This is a genomic window from Mesorhizobium sp. RCAM 05099 (assembly GCF_059683685.1).
Genome location: NZ_CM185035.1, coordinates 5,658,818 through 5,676,352 on the forward strand (window position 1 = coordinate 5,658,818; position 17,535 = coordinate 5,676,352).

Annotated in this window: 13 protein-coding genes and 2 pseudogenes; 11 read left to right on the top strand and 4 right to left on the bottom strand. The window is 57.6% G+C overall.

Annotation, left to right across the window (positions count from 1 at the left end):
• Positions 1-182: 182 nt before the first annotated feature.
• The 6 genes and pseudogenes from AC56QQ_RS27885 to AC56QQ_RS27910 all read left to right on the top strand — a co-directional run.
• Positions 183-1,217: an ABC transporter substrate-binding protein gene (locus tag AC56QQ_RS27885; RefSeq protein WP_489859882.1), complete on the top strand. Its 1,035-nt coding sequence runs from the start codon at positions 183-185 to the stop codon at positions 1,215-1,217.
• Between the two features lie 38 nt (positions 1,218-1,255).
• The gene (locus tag AC56QQ_RS27890) at positions 1,256-2,329 is read left to right on the top strand and encodes an ABC transporter ATP-binding protein (RefSeq protein WP_497100585.1); all 1,074 of its coding nucleotides are present in this window, start codon (positions 1,256-1,258) and stop codon (positions 2,327-2,329) included.
• Positions 2,330-3,229: an ABC transporter permease gene (locus AC56QQ_RS27895; RefSeq protein WP_497100584.1), complete on the top strand. Its 900-nt coding sequence runs from the start codon at positions 2,330-2,332 to the stop codon at positions 3,227-3,229.
• Entirely contained in the window at positions 3,226-4,020 is a 795-nt protein-coding gene (locus tag AC56QQ_RS27900) for an ABC transporter permease (RefSeq protein ID WP_489859879.1), read from the top strand. Before AC56QQ_RS27895 ends, AC56QQ_RS27900 begins: the two co-directional genes overlap by 4 nt.
• A gap of 45 nt (positions 4,021-4,065) precedes the next feature.
• Positions 4,066-4,173: pseudogene (locus tag AC56QQ_RS27905) on the top strand (RodZ family helix-turn-helix domain-containing protein); the annotation flags it as partial.
• 64 nt (positions 4,174-4,237) lie between these two features.
• Positions 4,238-4,596 (top strand): annotated as a pseudogene (locus AC56QQ_RS27910) (3-oxoacyl-[acyl-carrier-protein] synthase III C-terminal domain-containing protein); the annotation flags it as partial.
• 290 nt (positions 4,597-4,886) lie between these two features.
• Here AC56QQ_RS27910 and AC56QQ_RS27915 read toward each other — a convergent pair.
• Both AC56QQ_RS27915 and AC56QQ_RS27920 read right to left on the bottom strand, forming a co-directional pair.
• Positions 4,887-5,285, bottom strand: a complete 399-nt coding sequence (locus tag AC56QQ_RS27915; RefSeq protein WP_489859878.1) for a hypothetical protein — start codon at positions 5,283-5,285, stop codon at positions 4,887-4,889.
• Between the two features lie 744 nt (positions 5,286-6,029).
• Entirely contained in the window at positions 6,030-6,236 is a 207-nt protein-coding gene (locus tag AC56QQ_RS27920; protein ID WP_489859877.1) for a hypothetical protein, read from the bottom strand.
• Positions 6,237-7,303: 1,067 nt separating this feature from the next.
• On the opposite strand from AC56QQ_RS27920, the gene AC56QQ_RS27925 reads away from it, so the two are divergent.
• The 5 genes from AC56QQ_RS27925 (at position 7,304) to AC56QQ_RS27945 (ending at position 14,677) form a co-directional block, all read left to right on the top strand.
• Positions 7,304-9,391 (top strand): hydantoinase/oxoprolinase family protein, encoded by a 2,088-nt coding sequence (locus AC56QQ_RS27925; RefSeq protein WP_497100583.1) that lies wholly within the window; start codon positions 7,304-7,306, stop codon positions 9,389-9,391.
• A gap of 10 nt (positions 9,392-9,401) precedes the next feature.
• The gene (locus AC56QQ_RS27930) at positions 9,402-11,225 is read left to right on the top strand and encodes a hydantoinase B/oxoprolinase family protein (protein ID WP_497100582.1); all 1,824 of its coding nucleotides are present in this window, start codon (positions 9,402-9,404) and stop codon (positions 11,223-11,225) included.
• Between the two features lie 58 nt (positions 11,226-11,283).
• Positions 11,284-11,949, top strand: a complete 666-nt coding sequence (locus AC56QQ_RS27935) for an SDR family NAD(P)-dependent oxidoreductase (protein ID WP_497100581.1) — start codon at positions 11,284-11,286, stop codon at positions 11,947-11,949.
• 500 nt (positions 11,950-12,449) lie between these two features.
• Entirely contained in the window at positions 12,450-13,091 is a 642-nt protein-coding gene (locus AC56QQ_RS27940) for a helix-turn-helix domain-containing protein (protein ID WP_489859873.1), read from the top strand.
• A gap of 749 nt (positions 13,092-13,840) precedes the next feature.
• Complete coding sequence (locus AC56QQ_RS27945; RefSeq protein ID WP_489859872.1) at positions 13,841-14,677, top strand: shikimate dehydrogenase family protein; 837 nt, start codon at positions 13,841-13,843, stop codon at positions 14,675-14,677.
• A 317-nt stretch (positions 14,678-14,994) separates the two neighbouring features.
• Here AC56QQ_RS27945 and AC56QQ_RS27950 read toward each other — a convergent pair whose 3' ends face one another.
• Together AC56QQ_RS27950 and AC56QQ_RS27955 are read right to left on the bottom strand one after the other, a co-directional pair.
• On the bottom strand, positions 14,995-15,954 hold the full coding sequence (locus AC56QQ_RS27950) for a GntR family transcriptional regulator (RefSeq protein WP_489859871.1): 960 nt from the start codon (positions 15,952-15,954) through the stop codon (positions 14,995-14,997).
• A gap of 29 nt (positions 15,955-15,983) precedes the next feature.
• Positions 15,984-17,513 (bottom strand): UxaA family hydrolase, encoded by a 1,530-nt coding sequence (locus AC56QQ_RS27955; RefSeq protein WP_497100580.1) that lies wholly within the window; start codon positions 17,511-17,513, stop codon positions 15,984-15,986.
• Between the last annotated feature and the right edge of the window lie 22 nt (positions 17,514-17,535).

Consider the following 17,535-nt stretch of genomic DNA (forward strand, 5'->3'; position numbering starts at 1 on the left):
CGTTCCACAAAAAATTTGTATTCCGTGAAACCCGAAACAATACGGAGAGATGGGGACTTGGCAAGGCATCGCCCTTCGGCGAAGGGCGCCGAGACGCATTGGATTTACGTCAGCGCTTTGCGGCAACGCGAGCGGCTTCAAGAGTTAGAGAACGAGACATCGGTACAAAGAAGGGGATCGCAATGAAAAGACGCGAATTTCTCGGTATGGCGGTGGCCACACTCGCAACGCCCGCCATCATTCGTCCAACCCAGGCCGCAGACAAGAATCTGCGCCTTTTGACCTGGGAAGGCTACGCCGACGATCAATGGGTTAAGGCCTTTGAAGCGAAGACAGGCGCGACGGTCAGCGTCAGCTATACCGGCAGCGTTGATGAGATCTTTGCGAAGATGACGGCGTCCGACGGAGCCGATTTCGACGTGGTCGCGATTGAGACCTCGTCGTACAAGCGCCTTACGCAAGAACGACTGATCCAGCCGCTCGATTTTTCCAAGTTGCCCGCGGCGCAGAACCTAGTGCCGGCCTTCAAGGCGGTGCCGGCAATCATTTTCGACGGCAAGACCTATGCAGCCCCATTTGCGTGGGGCTCAATTCCTCTGATCTACAACGCCGATACGTTCAAGACCGCGCCCGACAGCTGGGACGTCCTGTGGGATCCGAGCTATCGCGGCAAGATCATCGTCATGGACGATGCCAACAACGCGATCGTGACGACGGCATTGGTTCTCAAAGTCAAGGATCCGTTCAACCTAACCGATGCGGACTTTGATGCTATCAAAGCAAAGCTGCTCGCCCAGAAGGCGAACGTTACCAGCTACTACGCCGGCTTCGACGATGGCGTGAGCATCTTTGCACAGGGTGGCATCGACCTGATGATGTCCATGGGTGAGCCGCAGCTGCCGATGTTGGAGAAGCAAGGTGTGAACGCCGCCCTGACGATCCCAAAGGAGGGAGCGATCGGCTGGATCGATTGCTGGACCATCAGCAAAGGCGCGCGGGATGTCGACCTCGCTCACGCCTGGATCGATGCCATGCTGCAGAAAGAGGTCGGAACCTATATCAGCGAGAAAACCGGGTACGGCAACACGACAAACGCGGACGCCAATACGAAGATTGGCCTTACCTATTCGGACAAGCTGGTCTTTCTGCAGGCGCCGGAGGATTTCTCACGACGGATCGCGGTCTGGAACGAGATCAAGGCAACACCGGTTCCGTGATGTCAGTCCAGGCCAGTGCCCGCGGCGACGAAGACGAAATGGGACATTCCGACGTCCTCCGCTTGGTCGACGTGACCAAATCCTTTCGCAGCTTCAATGCACTTAAACCAGTCAATCTGAATATCCGGGATGGTGAGTTTCTCACCATCCTGGGTCCTTCCGGATCCGGTAAGACAACCATCCTGCGCATAGTTGGCGGCTTCACACCGCCAACGAGCGGGCGCATTCTTCTGCGCGGCACGGACATCGCCAAAGTCCCGATCTTCAAACGACCCTTCAACACCGTCTTCCAGGACTACGCACTGTTTCCCCATATGACGGTGGCGAAGAACGTCGGCTATGGCCTACGTATCCGACGCATGCCGCGAGCAGAGATCGACCGTCGGGTCAAGGCGGTGCTGGATACAGTCAATCTCACCGACAAAGCGGGCCGCTATCCCTCCGAACTGTCGGGTGGGCAGCGGCAACGCGTGGCACTGGCCCGCGCCATCGTTTGTGAACCGCAGGTGATCCTGCTGGACGAACCCCTGGCGGCACTCGACGCGGAGCTCAGGCGCTCAATGCAGGAATTCCTGAAGAATTTACAGCGGCGCATCAAAACGACCTTCGTCTTCATCACCCATGACCAGGAGGAGGCGATCTCCATGTCGGATCGCATCGCGGTCATGGACCATGGCAAGCTCATCCAGGTCGGCACGCCTCAGGAAATCTATTACAAGCCGAAGACCGAATTCGTGGCCAAATTTTTCGGCGAAAACAATCTGCTCCCCGCGTGCCCAAAGACGGACAGCGGCGTGTCGGTAGTTGAGACCCCGCTTGGTGTCCATGCCGCCTCGACGAGTGATCGTGACATCCTCGCCGCTATCCGACCGGAGAGCTTTGGCCTGCACGAGGAAGGCGCCGACCCCGGTCCCGGCCAGCGCGTCTCCAAAGCCAGGTTGGAGAATGTCACTTTCCTCGGCGCGACCACGCAGTTGTCGCTGTCCTTGCCAGGCGACCATCGAATAAAGGTGCGCATTCCCACGGCGGGCTGGTCATCGAGATTGCGTCCCGGCCACGACGTGGCCCTGCGTTGGGCGGAGGCCGATGTCAGCTTCTTGCCGAGGGGATGAATGATGGCGACAACCGGGATCACGGGCGAAACTCCGGCTTTTGATAGCTGGAGAAAGCGTCCGCCGCTTGGTGTAACCCTGGCTCGGACGCTAGTGTATGGCCTGCCGACCGTGATCATACTGCTGCCATTGCTCTGCTTCCTGGGCTACAGCGTCCTAGAACAGGACAATGGCAAGGTCACCGGCCGCCTGACCCTGGCGAACTACGCGGCCTTCTTTGAAAGCGGCAGCTACCTTTTTGTCTTCCTCGGCACGCTAAAACTGGCGCTCGTCGTGGCAACCGTGGCATTGCTGTTCGGCTACATCATCTCATACGTGATCTGGCGGCTCGAAGGCTCGCAACGCTACCTCCTTCTGCTCCTGAGCGCACTCCCCCTGGTGATGAATTATGTCGTTAAGATTTACGCGGTTCGCAGCATACTGGGCTACAACGGATTTCTGAATTCAATATTGCTGTCGCTGGGCGTCATCGCGCAACCCAGCAAGCTGCTAATATTCAACCAGACCGCAGTGATGATTGCCATGACTGTCATCTACCTGCCCTTCGGCATATTGCCTATTTTCCTTGCGCTCGAACGCATCCCACAATCTTTGATCAGCGCCGCAGCCGACCTAGGAGCCAAGCCGGCACAGATATTCTTAACCGTCGTCCTGCCGCTCAGCCTGCCGGGCTCCATTGCCGGCGCGCTGTTCGTCATGGTCATCTCCGTCGGTGACTACTTGACGCCGCAGATGGTCGGCGGCAGCGACGGCTTCACCTTTGGCCGCGCCATCTGGAGCCAGTTTGGCATGGCTTACAACTGGCCATTCGGCGCGGCATTGGCCGTCATCCTTCTTGTGACCGTCGTCGTTTTGATTGGTCTCGCATCGCTGATAGCGAGATCGGGGAGGATCAAATGACCCGACTGGAGCGGATCACCATTGCCGGACTCTGGCTAATAAGCGCCCTCACTTTTTTTGTGCTCTATGCGCCGGCCCTCATCGTCATTCTCCTCTCCTTCTTTGGCGTCAAGGATCATCGGATCGATTGGGCCAATCCCAGCCTGGAATGGTATGGCAAGTTTGCCGGCAATGCCCAGCTAATGGCGGCGCTCTCGAATTCGCTGCTTGTCGGCGCGATTGCCGTGATTGTCTCGACCACAATCTCTCTGGGCCTCGCCTACTATATGAAGACGGGTGTCCGCAGGGGACAGACCTATGTCGAATTCGTGATCTTTCTACCCTTCGTGCTGCCGGCGATCATCACTGGTATCTCGCTGCTAACAGCCTTCCGCGCGATCGACGTCGATCGCAGCCTGGTCACAGTAACGGCCGGTCACGTGGTTATAATATTGGCCGTTATCTATCGGATGATAATGATACGCTTGGATTCCCTTGAGAGTTCGCAGATAGAAGCGTCACTCGACCTCGGCGCAAATAATCTTGAAACCTTCTTGTACGTAGTGTTTCCGCAACTTAGATCCGCCTTGGTTACAAGCTCGCTGCTCGCGTTTGCATTGTCATTCGACGAAACCTTGGTAACCTTCTTCCTCGTTGGCGGGGAAACAACCCTTCCGATGCGCCTCTGGGCGATGATGCGTACCGGATTCACCCCGGAGATCAACGCGCTCGTGTCCGTTGTGCTATGCGTCACGTTGTTGTTTGCGGCGCTTGGCGCAATGTCGCTGCGCACGAGTATGGAGCAGAAATGACCATAGGCAGGAAAGGCGGCCCGGCCATTGGAACAATGGAAAGACATGAATGACAAAGGCAGGAACCTTGGCAAGCTGTTGCGAGAACGCCGAGCCTATCATGGGTGGACGCTCTCGGACGTGAGTTCGATGACCGGCATCGCAATGTCGACTCTGTCGAAGGTCGAGAACGGGCATGTCTCGCCCAATTTCGACACAATCCTGAAACTGTCGCACGAAGGCCGTGGACACGATGACAGCGTGTTCAAAGGACGCACTCGCCGCGGCCCAGTTGCAGCCGCAGGACATCGATCGGTTCGTGCCGCACTAGGCCAATGCCCGCATTTTTTGATGCGTTCGGCAGGAACCTCGGCATAGCAGATCAAGCAATCGTCAAAGATGATCGCCGACTACGGCAACTCTTCCGTCGCGACGATCCCGCTGTCCCTGTCGCTAGTTCACCAGATGGAGCCGCTTCAGCCAGGCGAGGAGATTCCGCTGGCGGCCGGTGCGGGTCTTAGCGGCGGTGCGCTCGTCGTCGGAATGAGCCGTGCGTCCGGTTGCAGGCGAGAGTGCCAACAACGACGGCTAGGATAACAGACGAATGCGAGAAACAGTCGTCGGCAAACTGCACGGCAACTCCGGCGCCAAAAGAGCGAAACTCCAGCAACTCGCTGAGTTTGCTGAGGTTTTCCGCCAAGACTGGGCTGCGGGAACGCGCGACCCCGACATTCACCGATCGTCGCGGTTTGAGTAAACCTATCGCATGGCTCATACGACCGTGGTGGACCCAGAGGATGTTCTGCTAAATAGGAGCTCACATTCTGCTAAGGGCAGTCCGCCTGCACGGATATTGTCGATCCACGCGACAGTCTGGCCTTAGGTCGCTATTCGCCGTACCGGCGCTCCAACGCGTAGGCAATTCGCTCGCAAAGCAATTCTGAGGTCGCGGCTGTGAGGTGGAGACGAAGGCGAACTCCGTGTGTATCGACTAGGGTAGTGACAATCCCGCGATCAGAGTACTCGGCGAGGTCGAGAACATCGTTGAGGATGAAGTCTGGTATTTCGCGCTTAGAGCGCTCATCCACCGGGTTCTCCTCCCAAAGTGGTGGCTTTCCGGGCAGGCCGAGCCTAATTCGCTGCAATTCGGCGTAGTTCTCGGCAACGGCTTGCGCGTTGAATGAATGCCGACTTACTTTACCATTTTCGACGACCTGGACAATCCATTGGCCGCCGACATTTTTCAATCGCACGTCATTCGGTTCTCCGGCAACCATATCGGTCATCCGTTTTAGCAATCAAGAATGGGGAATGGCAGTGGAAGTCCCAAGCCGCAGTATCGCTCTGTAGACAAACAACTTCCCCCTATGTGAAATTAAAATCTATCTTTTCTCACAGCATGTCGTCGATACATTATGGCATCCCTTCAATTCAGTCAGAATGCCCGACGCTCTAAGCAAACCTATCGTCGTCTTCACCGAAGACGGCATCGACAACCTTCGGCATATCGTCGATGAGCGCAGGGCTCGGAGCCACGCACCGACGAAACCAACTGCAGAAAACCGTCGCCCGAAATCAGGTCACCACGGCCCTGGCCGAATGGTTACCCGGCCGAACCAAATGATGGCTTTGTGAAAGGTTCCAAGAGGGCTTTCGCGAGAAAGGCGCTTCCCGGCCTCTGTGGTGGTACTGCCGAACGTAGAGGCCACAAACTAGAGATGTTTGCGCGGCCGCTCGCGCCGCAGGACCACCCAGTCTCGGGGAAGCCGGACATACCTTGGTTTCGAGATATTCCCCGACCTCAAACACAGCCATCTCGCGCCATACCAGACTGCTTGTAGCCACCATCAGTCGACTTGGCGGCCCGACCGTGATCAACGGGGCGAGCCAATATCAGTGTCGGTCGTTCGACTGCCGCCGCCGCGTAGTTTGTATTCTCTACTTTGCCATCGAAACGCTTCAATCGGTCAAGCATGCCGTCGCTGGAAGTGGTACCCCGACGAGACCCCCCTTGGTGTTTTCTCTGCCTTCTATGGATGCTCCCTCGCGCTGCCAATTTCATTCTGAAATGCGCGATCGTCTCGAAGGATGTCGCTAACCTCGATGTAGGGCATCTCCAGAAAATAACTTAGCAATCTTTGATTTGAGTTGCGGGTCAGCAGCATGAGTTCCCGCAGCACCGAGCGGATGTATTCGGCGTTTTTCCGTTCGGACGGTTTGAGCGGGTGACGCGGCATGCGTATCTTCCGACGGTGACGCTGCGCTTGTAGTTCCGCGTCTTCGCCAGTTGCAAGATCCGCGCTCCACGGCCTAACGCCCAAGGTTCGGACCGCCTCTAAATGAAAGTTCGATTTCAGGGCAGGCTAACCTCTCAATTGCCACTTCCCTCATCTCGAGGGCGACTTTTCTTAATGCACCCCATCATACCCTTCGAAACTATGTTATTTGTTTGCGTCATGGAGCCTGTCATCATCATTCGTCACGCCTCACCAGACATTTCGGTGACTACAGTTTTTTGCCGCCAACGGACACAAGCATCCATTGGCGGCGGTCGCAAAGTACTAGCCGGGGAGGACAGGTAGTGCTGTGCGCCCAACGCTAAAGACTGCGCTCGATCATCTTTGCCCAGAGGGGAACCAAGAAAAGACACGAGCGCTTGTTGTAAGAAGTCTAAGCGCTCCGGCTAATTTCTCCTTATTGTCAGTCATGTTCCCTCTTATGAGTGATTTCAGCCAACAGCGTCGTCGGCCGCAAAATCGGACAAGCTGACGCCCAAGGTTCGAACCAGCAGGCCCCGGGGCGCTGCGCTACTATTGAAAAAATCGCTCCCTCTCATCGCCCGATAACGGAACGTGGAAACACAGTTTCACATTGGAAACATAATGTCAACTCCGAATTTTTGTTGCGGAATTCGCCTGCTTGTTGCGTGATCTAAGTGCTCTATGCGCGATTGCGTGTCCGAAAGATCCGCCGAGTTGCACGCACGGCCCTACGCTGCAAAAGATAAATTCGCGAACTAAAGCAATATCCAACTCATGTAGGGAGGGAGCTACATCCTCAACCGGCTACGGCGATAGCAATCGCCGAAGTCGGCCTCCGTGACAAAATTTTCCCTCTTGCAACTATGTTTCTTTTGTGAAAAATAGGTAAAGGCAGTTGGTCTGCTGGGCCCCAAATCTCCCTGACAAGCACGTCCGAGGGATAGTGCGACGCGCGTTTCGATCGGTCGACGCTCCCTTGCTGGTTCAGCATTGGCGACAGATGAGGTCGATCACGGTGGTGGGCTCGTCCAAGAGGTTCTGAAATGACCCATAGAAACGGAACAAGCGGTTCCATGCGTTTGTCGTGCGACACTGGCGGCACTTTTACGGACCTCGCCGTGGAGATCGGCTCCGAGATACTGATGTTCAAGAGCCTCACGACTCCCGATGATCCCGTGCGGGGCATCTTGAATGCAATCGACCTAGCAGCGAAACATTTCGGAACGGAGACAGCCGCGTTCCTTTGCAAGGTAGATACCTTCCTTCACGCCACTACCCGCTCGCTGAATGCCGTGCTGACGGGCAATGTCGCGCGCACAGCATTCCTGACAACCAGGGGGCACCCTGACGTCCTGGTTATCCGTGAGGGCGGGCGGGCGGATCCCTTCAACTACTCCCTTCCTTTCCCCGATCCCTACATTCCGCGCTCCCTCACTTACGAGGTCGCCGAGCGGATCGACGCGAGCGGCAGGATCGTGGAGCCGCTCGACGAGGCGGCGCTCGTCGCCACCCTTCACCGAATGCGCAACGATGGTGTCGAGGCGATCGGTGTCTGCCTCCTGTGGTCGATCGCAAATTCTGCCCATGAAAGACGCGTTGGCGCGCTGATCCGAGACACTCTCCCCGGCATTCCGTTCACCCTCTCGCACGAACTAAATCCGACGTTGCGCGAGTACCGGCGTGCTTCTGCGGCCTGCATCGACGCGTCCCTGAAGCCGACGATGAACCATTATCTTCAGACGCTGAGCGATCGGCTGGTCGCAGTGGGGTTCAAGGGTCGACTTCTGATGGTCACCTCACAGGGCGGGGTGATGGACGCACAGGCGGTGGCGGCGGCACCGATCCAAGCTCTAAACTCCGGCCCTGCCATGGCGCCGGTCGCGGGCCGGCACTATGCCATGCGCGACTTCCACAGCAACGTCGCGATCGTAGCGGATACCGGAGGCACCAGCTATGACGTGTCCGTGGTGCGCGACGGACGGATCCCGAGGACCAAGGAGAGCTGGATTGGACAGCCATTTCAAGGGCATCTCACCGGCTTCCCGTCGGTGGACGTGACGAGCGTTGGAGCAGGTGGCGGCTCCATCGCCTGGGTAGACGAGGGCAACCTGCTGCACGTCGGTCCTCAGAGCGCGACTGCGATGCCGGGGCCGGTCTGCTACGGCCAGGGCGGAACGCTGCCCACGGTCACCGACTGCGCCGCGATCCTGGGTTACATCGATCCTGCATATTTTCTCGGCGGCACGATGCCGCTCGACGTTCCCGCTGCGCGAGCGGCTCTCAAGAGCCATGTCTCTTCACGCCTAGGGGTCAGCGTGGAGGAAGCCGCACTGGCGGTCATGGCTCTGACGACTGAGAAGATGGTCGGCGCCATTGAGGAAATCGCCGTAAACCAAGGCATCGACACAACGGTGGCGACCCTTATCGGTGGTGGTGGGGCCGGAGGCCTGAACGCTGTCTCGGTCGGGCGCCGGCTGAACTGTCGATCAGTGATAGTTCCTGAAAGCGGTGCGACGCTGAGCGCCGTGGGCGCCCTGATGTCGGATCTCTATGGCGAGTTCACGGAAGTCGCCTACATGACGAGCGCTCGCTTCGATTCGTTGACAGCAAAGAAGGTGGTCCGTAGCCTTCGGGCGAAATGCGAGGCCTTCATCGCCGAATACGGCGAAGGTTCGCTGCGCAGCTCAATCGAAATCGCCGTGGAAGCGCGTTATCCCAAGCAGGTCTGGGAGATCGAAATTCCTGTCAACAATGAGAATTTCGACGACCCGATCTCCGTCGCGGAGCTCGTGCAAGGCTTCCACACCGAGCACAAGACCCTCTTCCAGATCAGCGACGACGCGTCGGGAATTGAAATCATCGCCTGGCGTGCATTCGTGCGATGCGTGCTGAAGGAAACTGAGAGCAGGGCCGAGGTGGCTACGACCCCATCAATGGAAGAGACGCGGCGGCCGGTATATCTCTCCGGAAAGGGTTGGACCGACGTGCCTGTTCGAAAAGTTGGTGAGATGCCCAGTGGCCACGCCCTCACCGGTCCGGCCGTGATCGAATCGCCGTTCACCACCGTCGTGATTGATTCCGGCGCCGTCGTTACTCGGACCGCCGGCGGCGGCCTCGTCGTTCAATTCTGAGGAGAGTTCCATGAGCGGGTCCGTTTCTGACGGCGGAATTGAAATGGCGATCTTGGCGAGCCGCATCGACAGCATCGCCCGCAAGATGGCTAATACGCTATTCCGAACGGCCCGTTCGGGAGTTCTCAACAGCGGCCATGACTTTTCGTGCGTCGTGCTCACCGCGGACTGCCGGTTGGTTGCGGGCGCGGTCAGCCTACCCTCGCATGTGATGTCCGGGCCAGACGAGATGGCCCGCTACATTGCTTCGATGCATCCCGGCATGGAACGCGGCGACGCATTCCTTCACAACTCGCCGTACCACGGCAACTCGCACGCCGCCGACCATTGCCTTTTCGTACCCGTCATCGACGACGACGGCGTGCATCATTACAGCGTGCTCGCTAAGGCCCATCAGGCAGATTGCGGCAACTCGAAGCCCACCACCTATATCGGCGACGCGGTAGACCTCTACGAAGAAGGTGCCTTGATCTTTCCTGCGGTGCAGGTACAGCGCGCCTACAAGGACATTGGTGACATCATCCGCATGTGCCGCGCACGCATTCGCGTGCCCGATATCTGGTGGGGCGACTATCTCGCGACGCTCGGGGCCGTGCGGATCGGCGAGCGCGAATTGCTCGCCCTCGGCCGGGATGTCGGCTGGGATCGTCTGGCTCGTCATGTGGAGAACTGGTTCGACTATTCGGAGCGCCGCATCGACGCGGCCATCCGCCGCCTGCCAAACGGCAGCGCGACGACAATCAGCAGTCATGACCCCTTCCCCGGTGCCCCTGACGGTATTCCGGTCAAGGCTCACGTCACGGTCGATGCACAGAATGCCCGCATAGCCATCGATCTGCGCGATAACCCCGACTGTCTGCCCTGCGGCCTCAACCTGACGGAGGCCACGGCTCGCAGCGGAGCACTGCTCGGTGTCTTTAACGCGCTAGGCGACCACACTATTCCCTCCAACTTCGGATCCTTCCGCCGCATCGAGATCGCTCTTCGCGAGAACTGTGCTGTCGGTATTCCAATCCATCCGTTCAGCTGTTCGGTCGCCACGACGAACCTCGCTGACCGTGTGGTAAGCGCCACTCAGAGCGCGCTCGCGACAATCGCAGCAGGCTACGGCATGGCAGAGGCAGGACCGATCTATCCAGCTGCCGGCGGTGTAATTTCAGGCCGCGACTCGCGACTTGACGGCGAGGCCTACGTCAACCAGGTCCACCTCGGAATCTCCGGCGGACCGGCGACACCGCATCAGGACGGATGGCTGACGCTCATCCATGCCGGAAATGCCGGCATGTGCCGCCACGACGCGATCGAAGTGGACGAACTTTCATATCCGATGCGGATTTTCGAGCGACGCATATTGCCAGATACCGGCGGTGCCGGGACGTTCCGCGGAGCGCCTTCCATCAGGGTCGAGTTCGGCCCAGCCCACGATGCGCCAATGCGGGTGTTCTACAATGCAGACGGCATGACCAACGTTGCCAAGGGCGTCCGCGGCGGTCATGACGGCGGGGCAGCCACGGTTTTGAAGCGCACTGCCGATGGCAGCCTTGAGGTGCAACCGGCTTGCACGGGTGTCTGGCTCGCCAAGGGCGAAAGCATCCTCTCGGTCTCGTCCGGCGGCGGTGGTTATGGCGATCCCGCCGAACGCACAGAAGCGTCGGTGGTTGGCGATCTTAGAGAAGGGTACGTTTCCCAGGAACAGGCCACGAGCGTCTACGGTGTAGTTTTCGACGATTTTGGCAATGTCAATATCGACGCCACGCGCTCTGTGCGGCTGGCTCGGAAACGGGACACGAGAGCGGACGTCGGGGGTCCTTCCGTTGCAGCTCGGGCTTTTTGACAATCAAGGTGACCTAACAGCAGGGCTTAACTAAGCACAGCGGTATTGGAGAATCGATATGGGCAATGATTCCCCCAGGAAAATCCTGGTAGCAGGCGCTTCCCGTGGCATCGGACTGGGTCTCGCGAGGGCTCTTTCCTTTTGCGGCCATGAAGTAATTGCCACAAGCCGCAATGGCGACAGGAACAACAAAATCAATGTTTGGCTGCCGCTGGACATAAATGACAAGACTTCTCGTATGAACCTCGTTGCCGATAAGCGCTTGGCTGCACTAGAGCACGTTGTGATTTCTGCAGGGGTTATGCCGAAAGACATTGATGAGACTCTCGATCGCGACCAGGTTTCCAACCTCTTTTTTACAAACGCCATCTCACCCGTTGCGTTTGTGGAGGATGTGTTGCGCGAGCATAGCCGATCGGTACGCGGAGTAACGATGCTTGGATCTAGAATGGGATCAGTGAGCCTTAATGAGATTGGAGACCATTGGCTCTATCGATCCAGCAAGTCCGCATTGACGTCGGCTGCCCGGAGCCTGTCCATTCGCCACCCCAACCTGATCGTCACGGTCGTTCATCCGGGCTGGGTGCGGACCGAGATGGGGGGCGAGGATGCGGACATAGACGTCGACACATCCGTTCGTGGTCTGATGTCGCTGATCTTGTCCGATCGCGAGGAGCCAAGCTTCCTGTATTGCAACTACCTAGGCGAGACCATTCCCTATTGACGGGATCTTTTGCGATCCAACATTCCCAACAAGGCCCAGCACTTTTTGGCTAGCCTATACGTACGATCAGCAAAGTGACTTGCCCGTAGCGGGCGGCACTGGTTCAGACTGCTATTTTGATCGCGAAAGTTGCCAGCAGCGGGATTGGCAGAGGGCACACCAACCGGCTGCTTTTCTTTGCGCATTGGAGATTCCCGTCGCGTGACCAATCGCGCTCCAATCGTACTCCCTTCAGAGTTTGAGGTCGGATGACTTCTGCTTCGGCGGCATCCGCGCTACGCTGCATAGCTCAGGCAACGGGCTCTTACGCGTGTACTGCGTAAGAGCTCCCGCCACATGGCTTTGATGTTTCCTTCAATTTCATGTATGAAACGTCATATCAAGAATTGTACGGCTTGGCGATGAGGTCGGCGGGCCACGGGCGAACGATAGGTGAGCGTGGAATGGATGACGAACGAAAGACCACCGGAATGAGCAGCTCCGCTAGGCGAGCGCCCCCAATGATCGGTCAAGTTCTTCGAGAACGTCGGGGCTACCATGGCTGGACTTTGGCCGACGTCGCTGAGAAGACGGGTATCTCCAAATCGACCCTGTCGAAAATAGAGAACGATCTAATTTCACCATCCTATCAAACGATTATTCAGCTTTGCGCTGGTCTTGACATCGAGATCGGTGACCTCTTGGCCCCTAGTTCCAACGGCCAGGAGCCCAAGCATTTGATGGGGCGTCGCAGCATCAGTCGTCAGCACGAGGGTCTGGTGATGCAAGATAATAACTACAAGTATGTGTATCTTTGTACCGATATCGCACATAAGCGCATTATCCCTATGGTCATCGACGTAAAGGCCGACTCGCTGGAACGTATCGACGGACTTTGGAATCATGTCGGCGAGGAGTTCGTCTACGTTCTCGAGGGGGCCGTTACCCTGTACACGTCACTCTACGAAGAGACTGTGCTGGAAGCAGGCGACGGTGCCTACTTCGACAGCACCATGGGACACGCGTATATCGCCACCGGCGGCAAGCCCACCCGGCTGCTTGTCATGTGTTCGAGTGCGACCCCAAACTTGGCCCAGACTCTCCGGGAGATACTGAAGCAGCGCCTCAATGCGACTGACAAAGACGACCCTACCCCGGAATGAGAGTTTACGGGATTTTCTCTTCGGAAACTCTTGACAACTTCAAGCGCCGAAGACATGATTCCTTGCAAGGCGTGGCAAGGGATCACGAAGAAATATGACCAACTTTGGCGCCTGCTCCAAGGACGAAGATAGTTGATCTTCGATGGTTGCCGGGACCGGACATGCCCTGTTCGCCGCCTGAAGGTCAACAAATGGCTCCGGGGGAGACTATGCTCTTTCGTGCTGATTGGTCGGACGAGTTCTACAAGCCGCTGCTGGAAGGCATTGGCTACGAGCGATCTCCCCCAGCGCCTGCCGCGGAGGCGATTGAGTTTCTATACAAAAAGGGTGCGGCACATTGGGGTAAACGGTCGTGGCATCGGCGCGATGCATGACAATACGCCGCATTGGGCCGCACTCGGCTGTAGCATGTATGCGACCGAAAAACTTACCAACCTTGGCAAGTCGCCCACACCCGGCGCAATATTCGTATTCCCGCCTAACAATTTCAAGGTTGGGACCGGTGGCACGGGGGCGATCGCCCCAATCGCGCAAGCTGTCGCCAGTTTCCGTGGGAAATAGAGACGCGGCAGAAGCCTCGAGAGTCCCAGCGAGAGGGGCGGTTTTGATTACAGGTTACATCAAGACAATGAGAAAGAAACAGAACCGATCCAGTGAGTTGATGTTCCTCTTTTTCGGGAGCCGCTTCGCCACTTGAGTGGGGGGCTGCTGACCCTTCCCGCTACGCCAATTCCAGGGAAACTATAGTGATGCCGACTAAGGTAGCCGTAGTGCCTCACAACCAGGCGCCACAGATTTTCGAGATAACCGGTCGAACGCGGGTGTTGGGTATTCTTGCTCATCCGACGGAGCATGTGAAAGCTCCCCCTGAAATCAATCGAATCGCGCGTGAACGAGGCCGAGACGCTGTGATGATCCCGATGAACATCACACCTGAGGACCTGCCTGCCCTCATCGCTAGTTTGCGAAAACTGAGAAGTTTCGACGGGGCAATTGTGACCGTCCCGCACAAGCAGGCGATTCTCGCATTTTGTGATGAACTTACGCCGCATGCGAAAGCCGTTGGGGCGGCCAATGTTCTTCGCAGGGAGGCGGACGGCCGCCTGGTCGGCGGCCAACTGGACGGCGTCGGATTCGTCGAGGGCCTGCGGAGCCAGGGAATACCTGTTGCCGGCAGATCGATCTACCTTGCCGGAGCCGGAGGTGCGGCGAGCGCCATCGCTTTCGCGGCAGCGGAAGCGGAAGCGACCCGTATCACGCTCGCCAATCGAAGCATCGAAAAGATCCTTGACCTCAAGGAACGACTGTCCGTCGCGTATCCTGACGTCGCGGTCGCGCTCGGCACCGCGGATCCCAGCGGCCATGACGTAGTCATCAATGGGACGACCTTGGGCATGAAACCGAGTGATGCTCTGCCGCTCGATGTGACTCTACTTCGACCGGACATGGTCGTGGCCGAGGTCATCATGGAACCGGAGGTGACCCCGCTGCTGGCAGCCGCAGGAAGCGTGGGATGCAAAGTGCATCTCGGTATGCATATGCTGAACTGTCAGCTGCAACTCATGGCTGACTTCATGCAGCTTTGAAGGGGTTGATCTGGCCTAGAGAAGAACATCGCGATCTCATAAGCCGCTAGTGATAATAAATGTCAAATCGATTCAGATTTCTGATTTCATCAGCAACGCAAAGCGCGATCCGTCGGCGTCTACCGGAAGAGCGGCGAGCATAGGACAGAAAGAGGTATGTTGCCTGGTTAATGCCGTGCTTGTCACTCCAACGGACAGCAATCGCATGAATTTTACCCTGATGGCGCAACCATTGCCGTACAGCGTTAAATCTTGAGCTCAACATTGGCGGTTCCAATGCAATCTATGTGCTCGCCGATTCGACTCGATTGCCGCGATTAGTCCAGGACATAGGAGATTTCTGAGACAACGCAGATATCGAGGTAGGCTTGCAAGCGTTCTTTCGCTTTGCGACTCGAGGTCAGAAGATGCTCTACAAGAGCCTTTTCAGCCATCTTGGCTTTGCCCGCGGCGGTTGCGTCCATGATCTCCAAATGCTCCCCCATGAAGGCATCGATCGGCATCGCGCCTCGAACTGCGCGCTGAATGTGCTTACCAGCGACAAGCACGCACCGCGTCCGCTTAAGAGCCTCGAGTACTTCAGTGTTCGCGCTGTATCGGAGCAAGTCGATGTGAAGATCCTCCTCAAGGGAGTCGAGCTCGGCCGGTTCGATTTCGGGAAAGTTGCCTATCGTCTTGATAAGCCGATCGTGCATCATTCCGAGAACGTCTTGCGGGACGCGCCCCATTGCGCTTTTCAGTGCGGCAGGCTCCAGCAGCATACGCAGCTCATAGAGGTCATGAAATCGAGCTTCGTCCAGCGGATTGATCCACCAGCGCGACTTTTCATCATTTGTGACGATGCCGGTCTTCGCCGCATGATTAAGGATATCCCCGGCTACCGTGCGCCCCACCCTGTAATGCCGGGCGAGGGCCAATTCATTGATGCGGGCCGCTCCGAAAACCGCCCTCAGAATGATCGTTCTCTCGAAATCATAATAGAAACTCTGCCAGGCAAAGGTTTTTGGGTTCGCACCGGACTCCTCTTCCAACCCCAGCATCCTTGGCGTGATCTTGACCCGGAGAGGTTCACCGCTACGGCCCGCCAAAACCCCGCGCCCCTCGAAGCGGCGCACCGCCCCCTCCGCTTCGAGCCTCGCCAGGGCCTGTTTCACCGGCGCGCGGCTCGAATCGAAGATTGCCGCAATCGGCCCTTCCAGCAGGACTGCGCCTTCCGAAAGGCTCTTGTCTTCAATCGCCTTGCGCAGCGCGGCCGCAATGACTTCGTAGGCGGGCATTCGATGCGTCATGCGTTCCTTTCAAAGTCTCAGGTCACCGCCCCTATCTGCCAAGGCACAAATTCGTTGTCACCATAATTGTAACCTTCGCTCAAGGTGCGTTCGCCCGATGCGATCGCGACTATCTTCTCGAAGATCCGTGCACCTGCAGCTTCGATGCTGTCGCTTCCGTCGACGATCCCACCGCAATTGATGTCCATGTCCTCGCTCATCCGCTCATACATCTCGCTGTTCGTCGCGACCTTTATGCACGGCGCCGGCTTGAAGCCTGAAACAGAGCCGCGCCCGGTGGTGAAGACGATTAGATTGCAGCCGCCGGCGACCTGCCCCGTGACGGCCACCGGGTCGTAGCCGGGTGTATCCATAAAAACGAAACCGGACGTCGTGATCTGCTCCGCATACTCGTAAACTTCCATCAGCGGCATGGAACCGCCTTTTGCGACCGCGCCGAGTGATTTTTCCAGAATGGTCGTCAGTCCCCCCTCCTTGTTGCCGTGCGAGGGATTGTTGTTGAGTTCGGCGTCGTTCTTCTTGGTGTAATTCCACCACCATTGGATGCGCGCCATGAGCTTTTCAGCAATTGCAGGCGTGACGGCGCGGCGGGTCAGAAGATGTTCCGCCCCGTAGATTTCCGGAGTTTCGCTGAGCACCGCCGTCCCGCCATGCTTGACCACTAGGTCTGCAGCAAAGCCGAGAGCCGGATTGGCAGTAATCCCGGAATACCCGTCGGACCCGCCGCATTGCAACGCCACCTTCAGCCCCGACAGCGGCTGCGTCGTGCGTTTCACCGCGTTGACTTCGGGCAACAGCTCCTGAATGATCGAGATGGCCTCCTCGATGGTCCTGCGTGTGCCTCCCAGCTTCTGGATGGTCATCGTGCGCAGTCGCGGCCCTTCCTCGAGCTCGAAAGCTTTCACGAGGTGGCTGATCTGGTTCGTCTCGCACCCAAGCCCGATCATCAGGACCGCCGCGAAGTTCGGGTTTTTGGCATAGCCGCTGAGAACCCGCCGCAGATACAGATAGCCCTCGGTATTCGTCGGGATCGCGCAGCCCGTGCCATGGGTAAGCGCTACAACGCCGTCGATATTGGAATAGTTGCCGAAGCCGTTCGTCTTGAAATAATCTGCAACGGCGCGAGAAACGGTCGCGGAACAATTCACCGACGTGATGATACCGATGTAGTTGCGCGTACCGACAAGACCGGACGGGCGTGCATAGCCTTGGAAAGTAAGCCGCTCGTTCTCCGGCAAGAGTGGCGTAGGCCCCCCATCGGCGGCAAAGTCATGCGATACGGCTTTGTCGAGCATGGCGAGGTTCTGCAGGTGGACATGCTCGCCGGCGAGAATGTCACAGCTGGCGCAGCCGATCACTTGCCCATACTTCAGGACGGCCTCCCCTTGAACGATAGGTCGGACCGCGATTTTGTGGCCGCTGGGAATAGCATTCAGGGCAACGACATCCCAAACGTGTTCGCCTTCCGCGATAGGGCGCGTCGCAACAACGACATTGTCCGCATGATGGAGCCGGATCACGCCCGAACCAGGTTGAACCATCGACATCCCAAGTCTCCGAAATGACTAT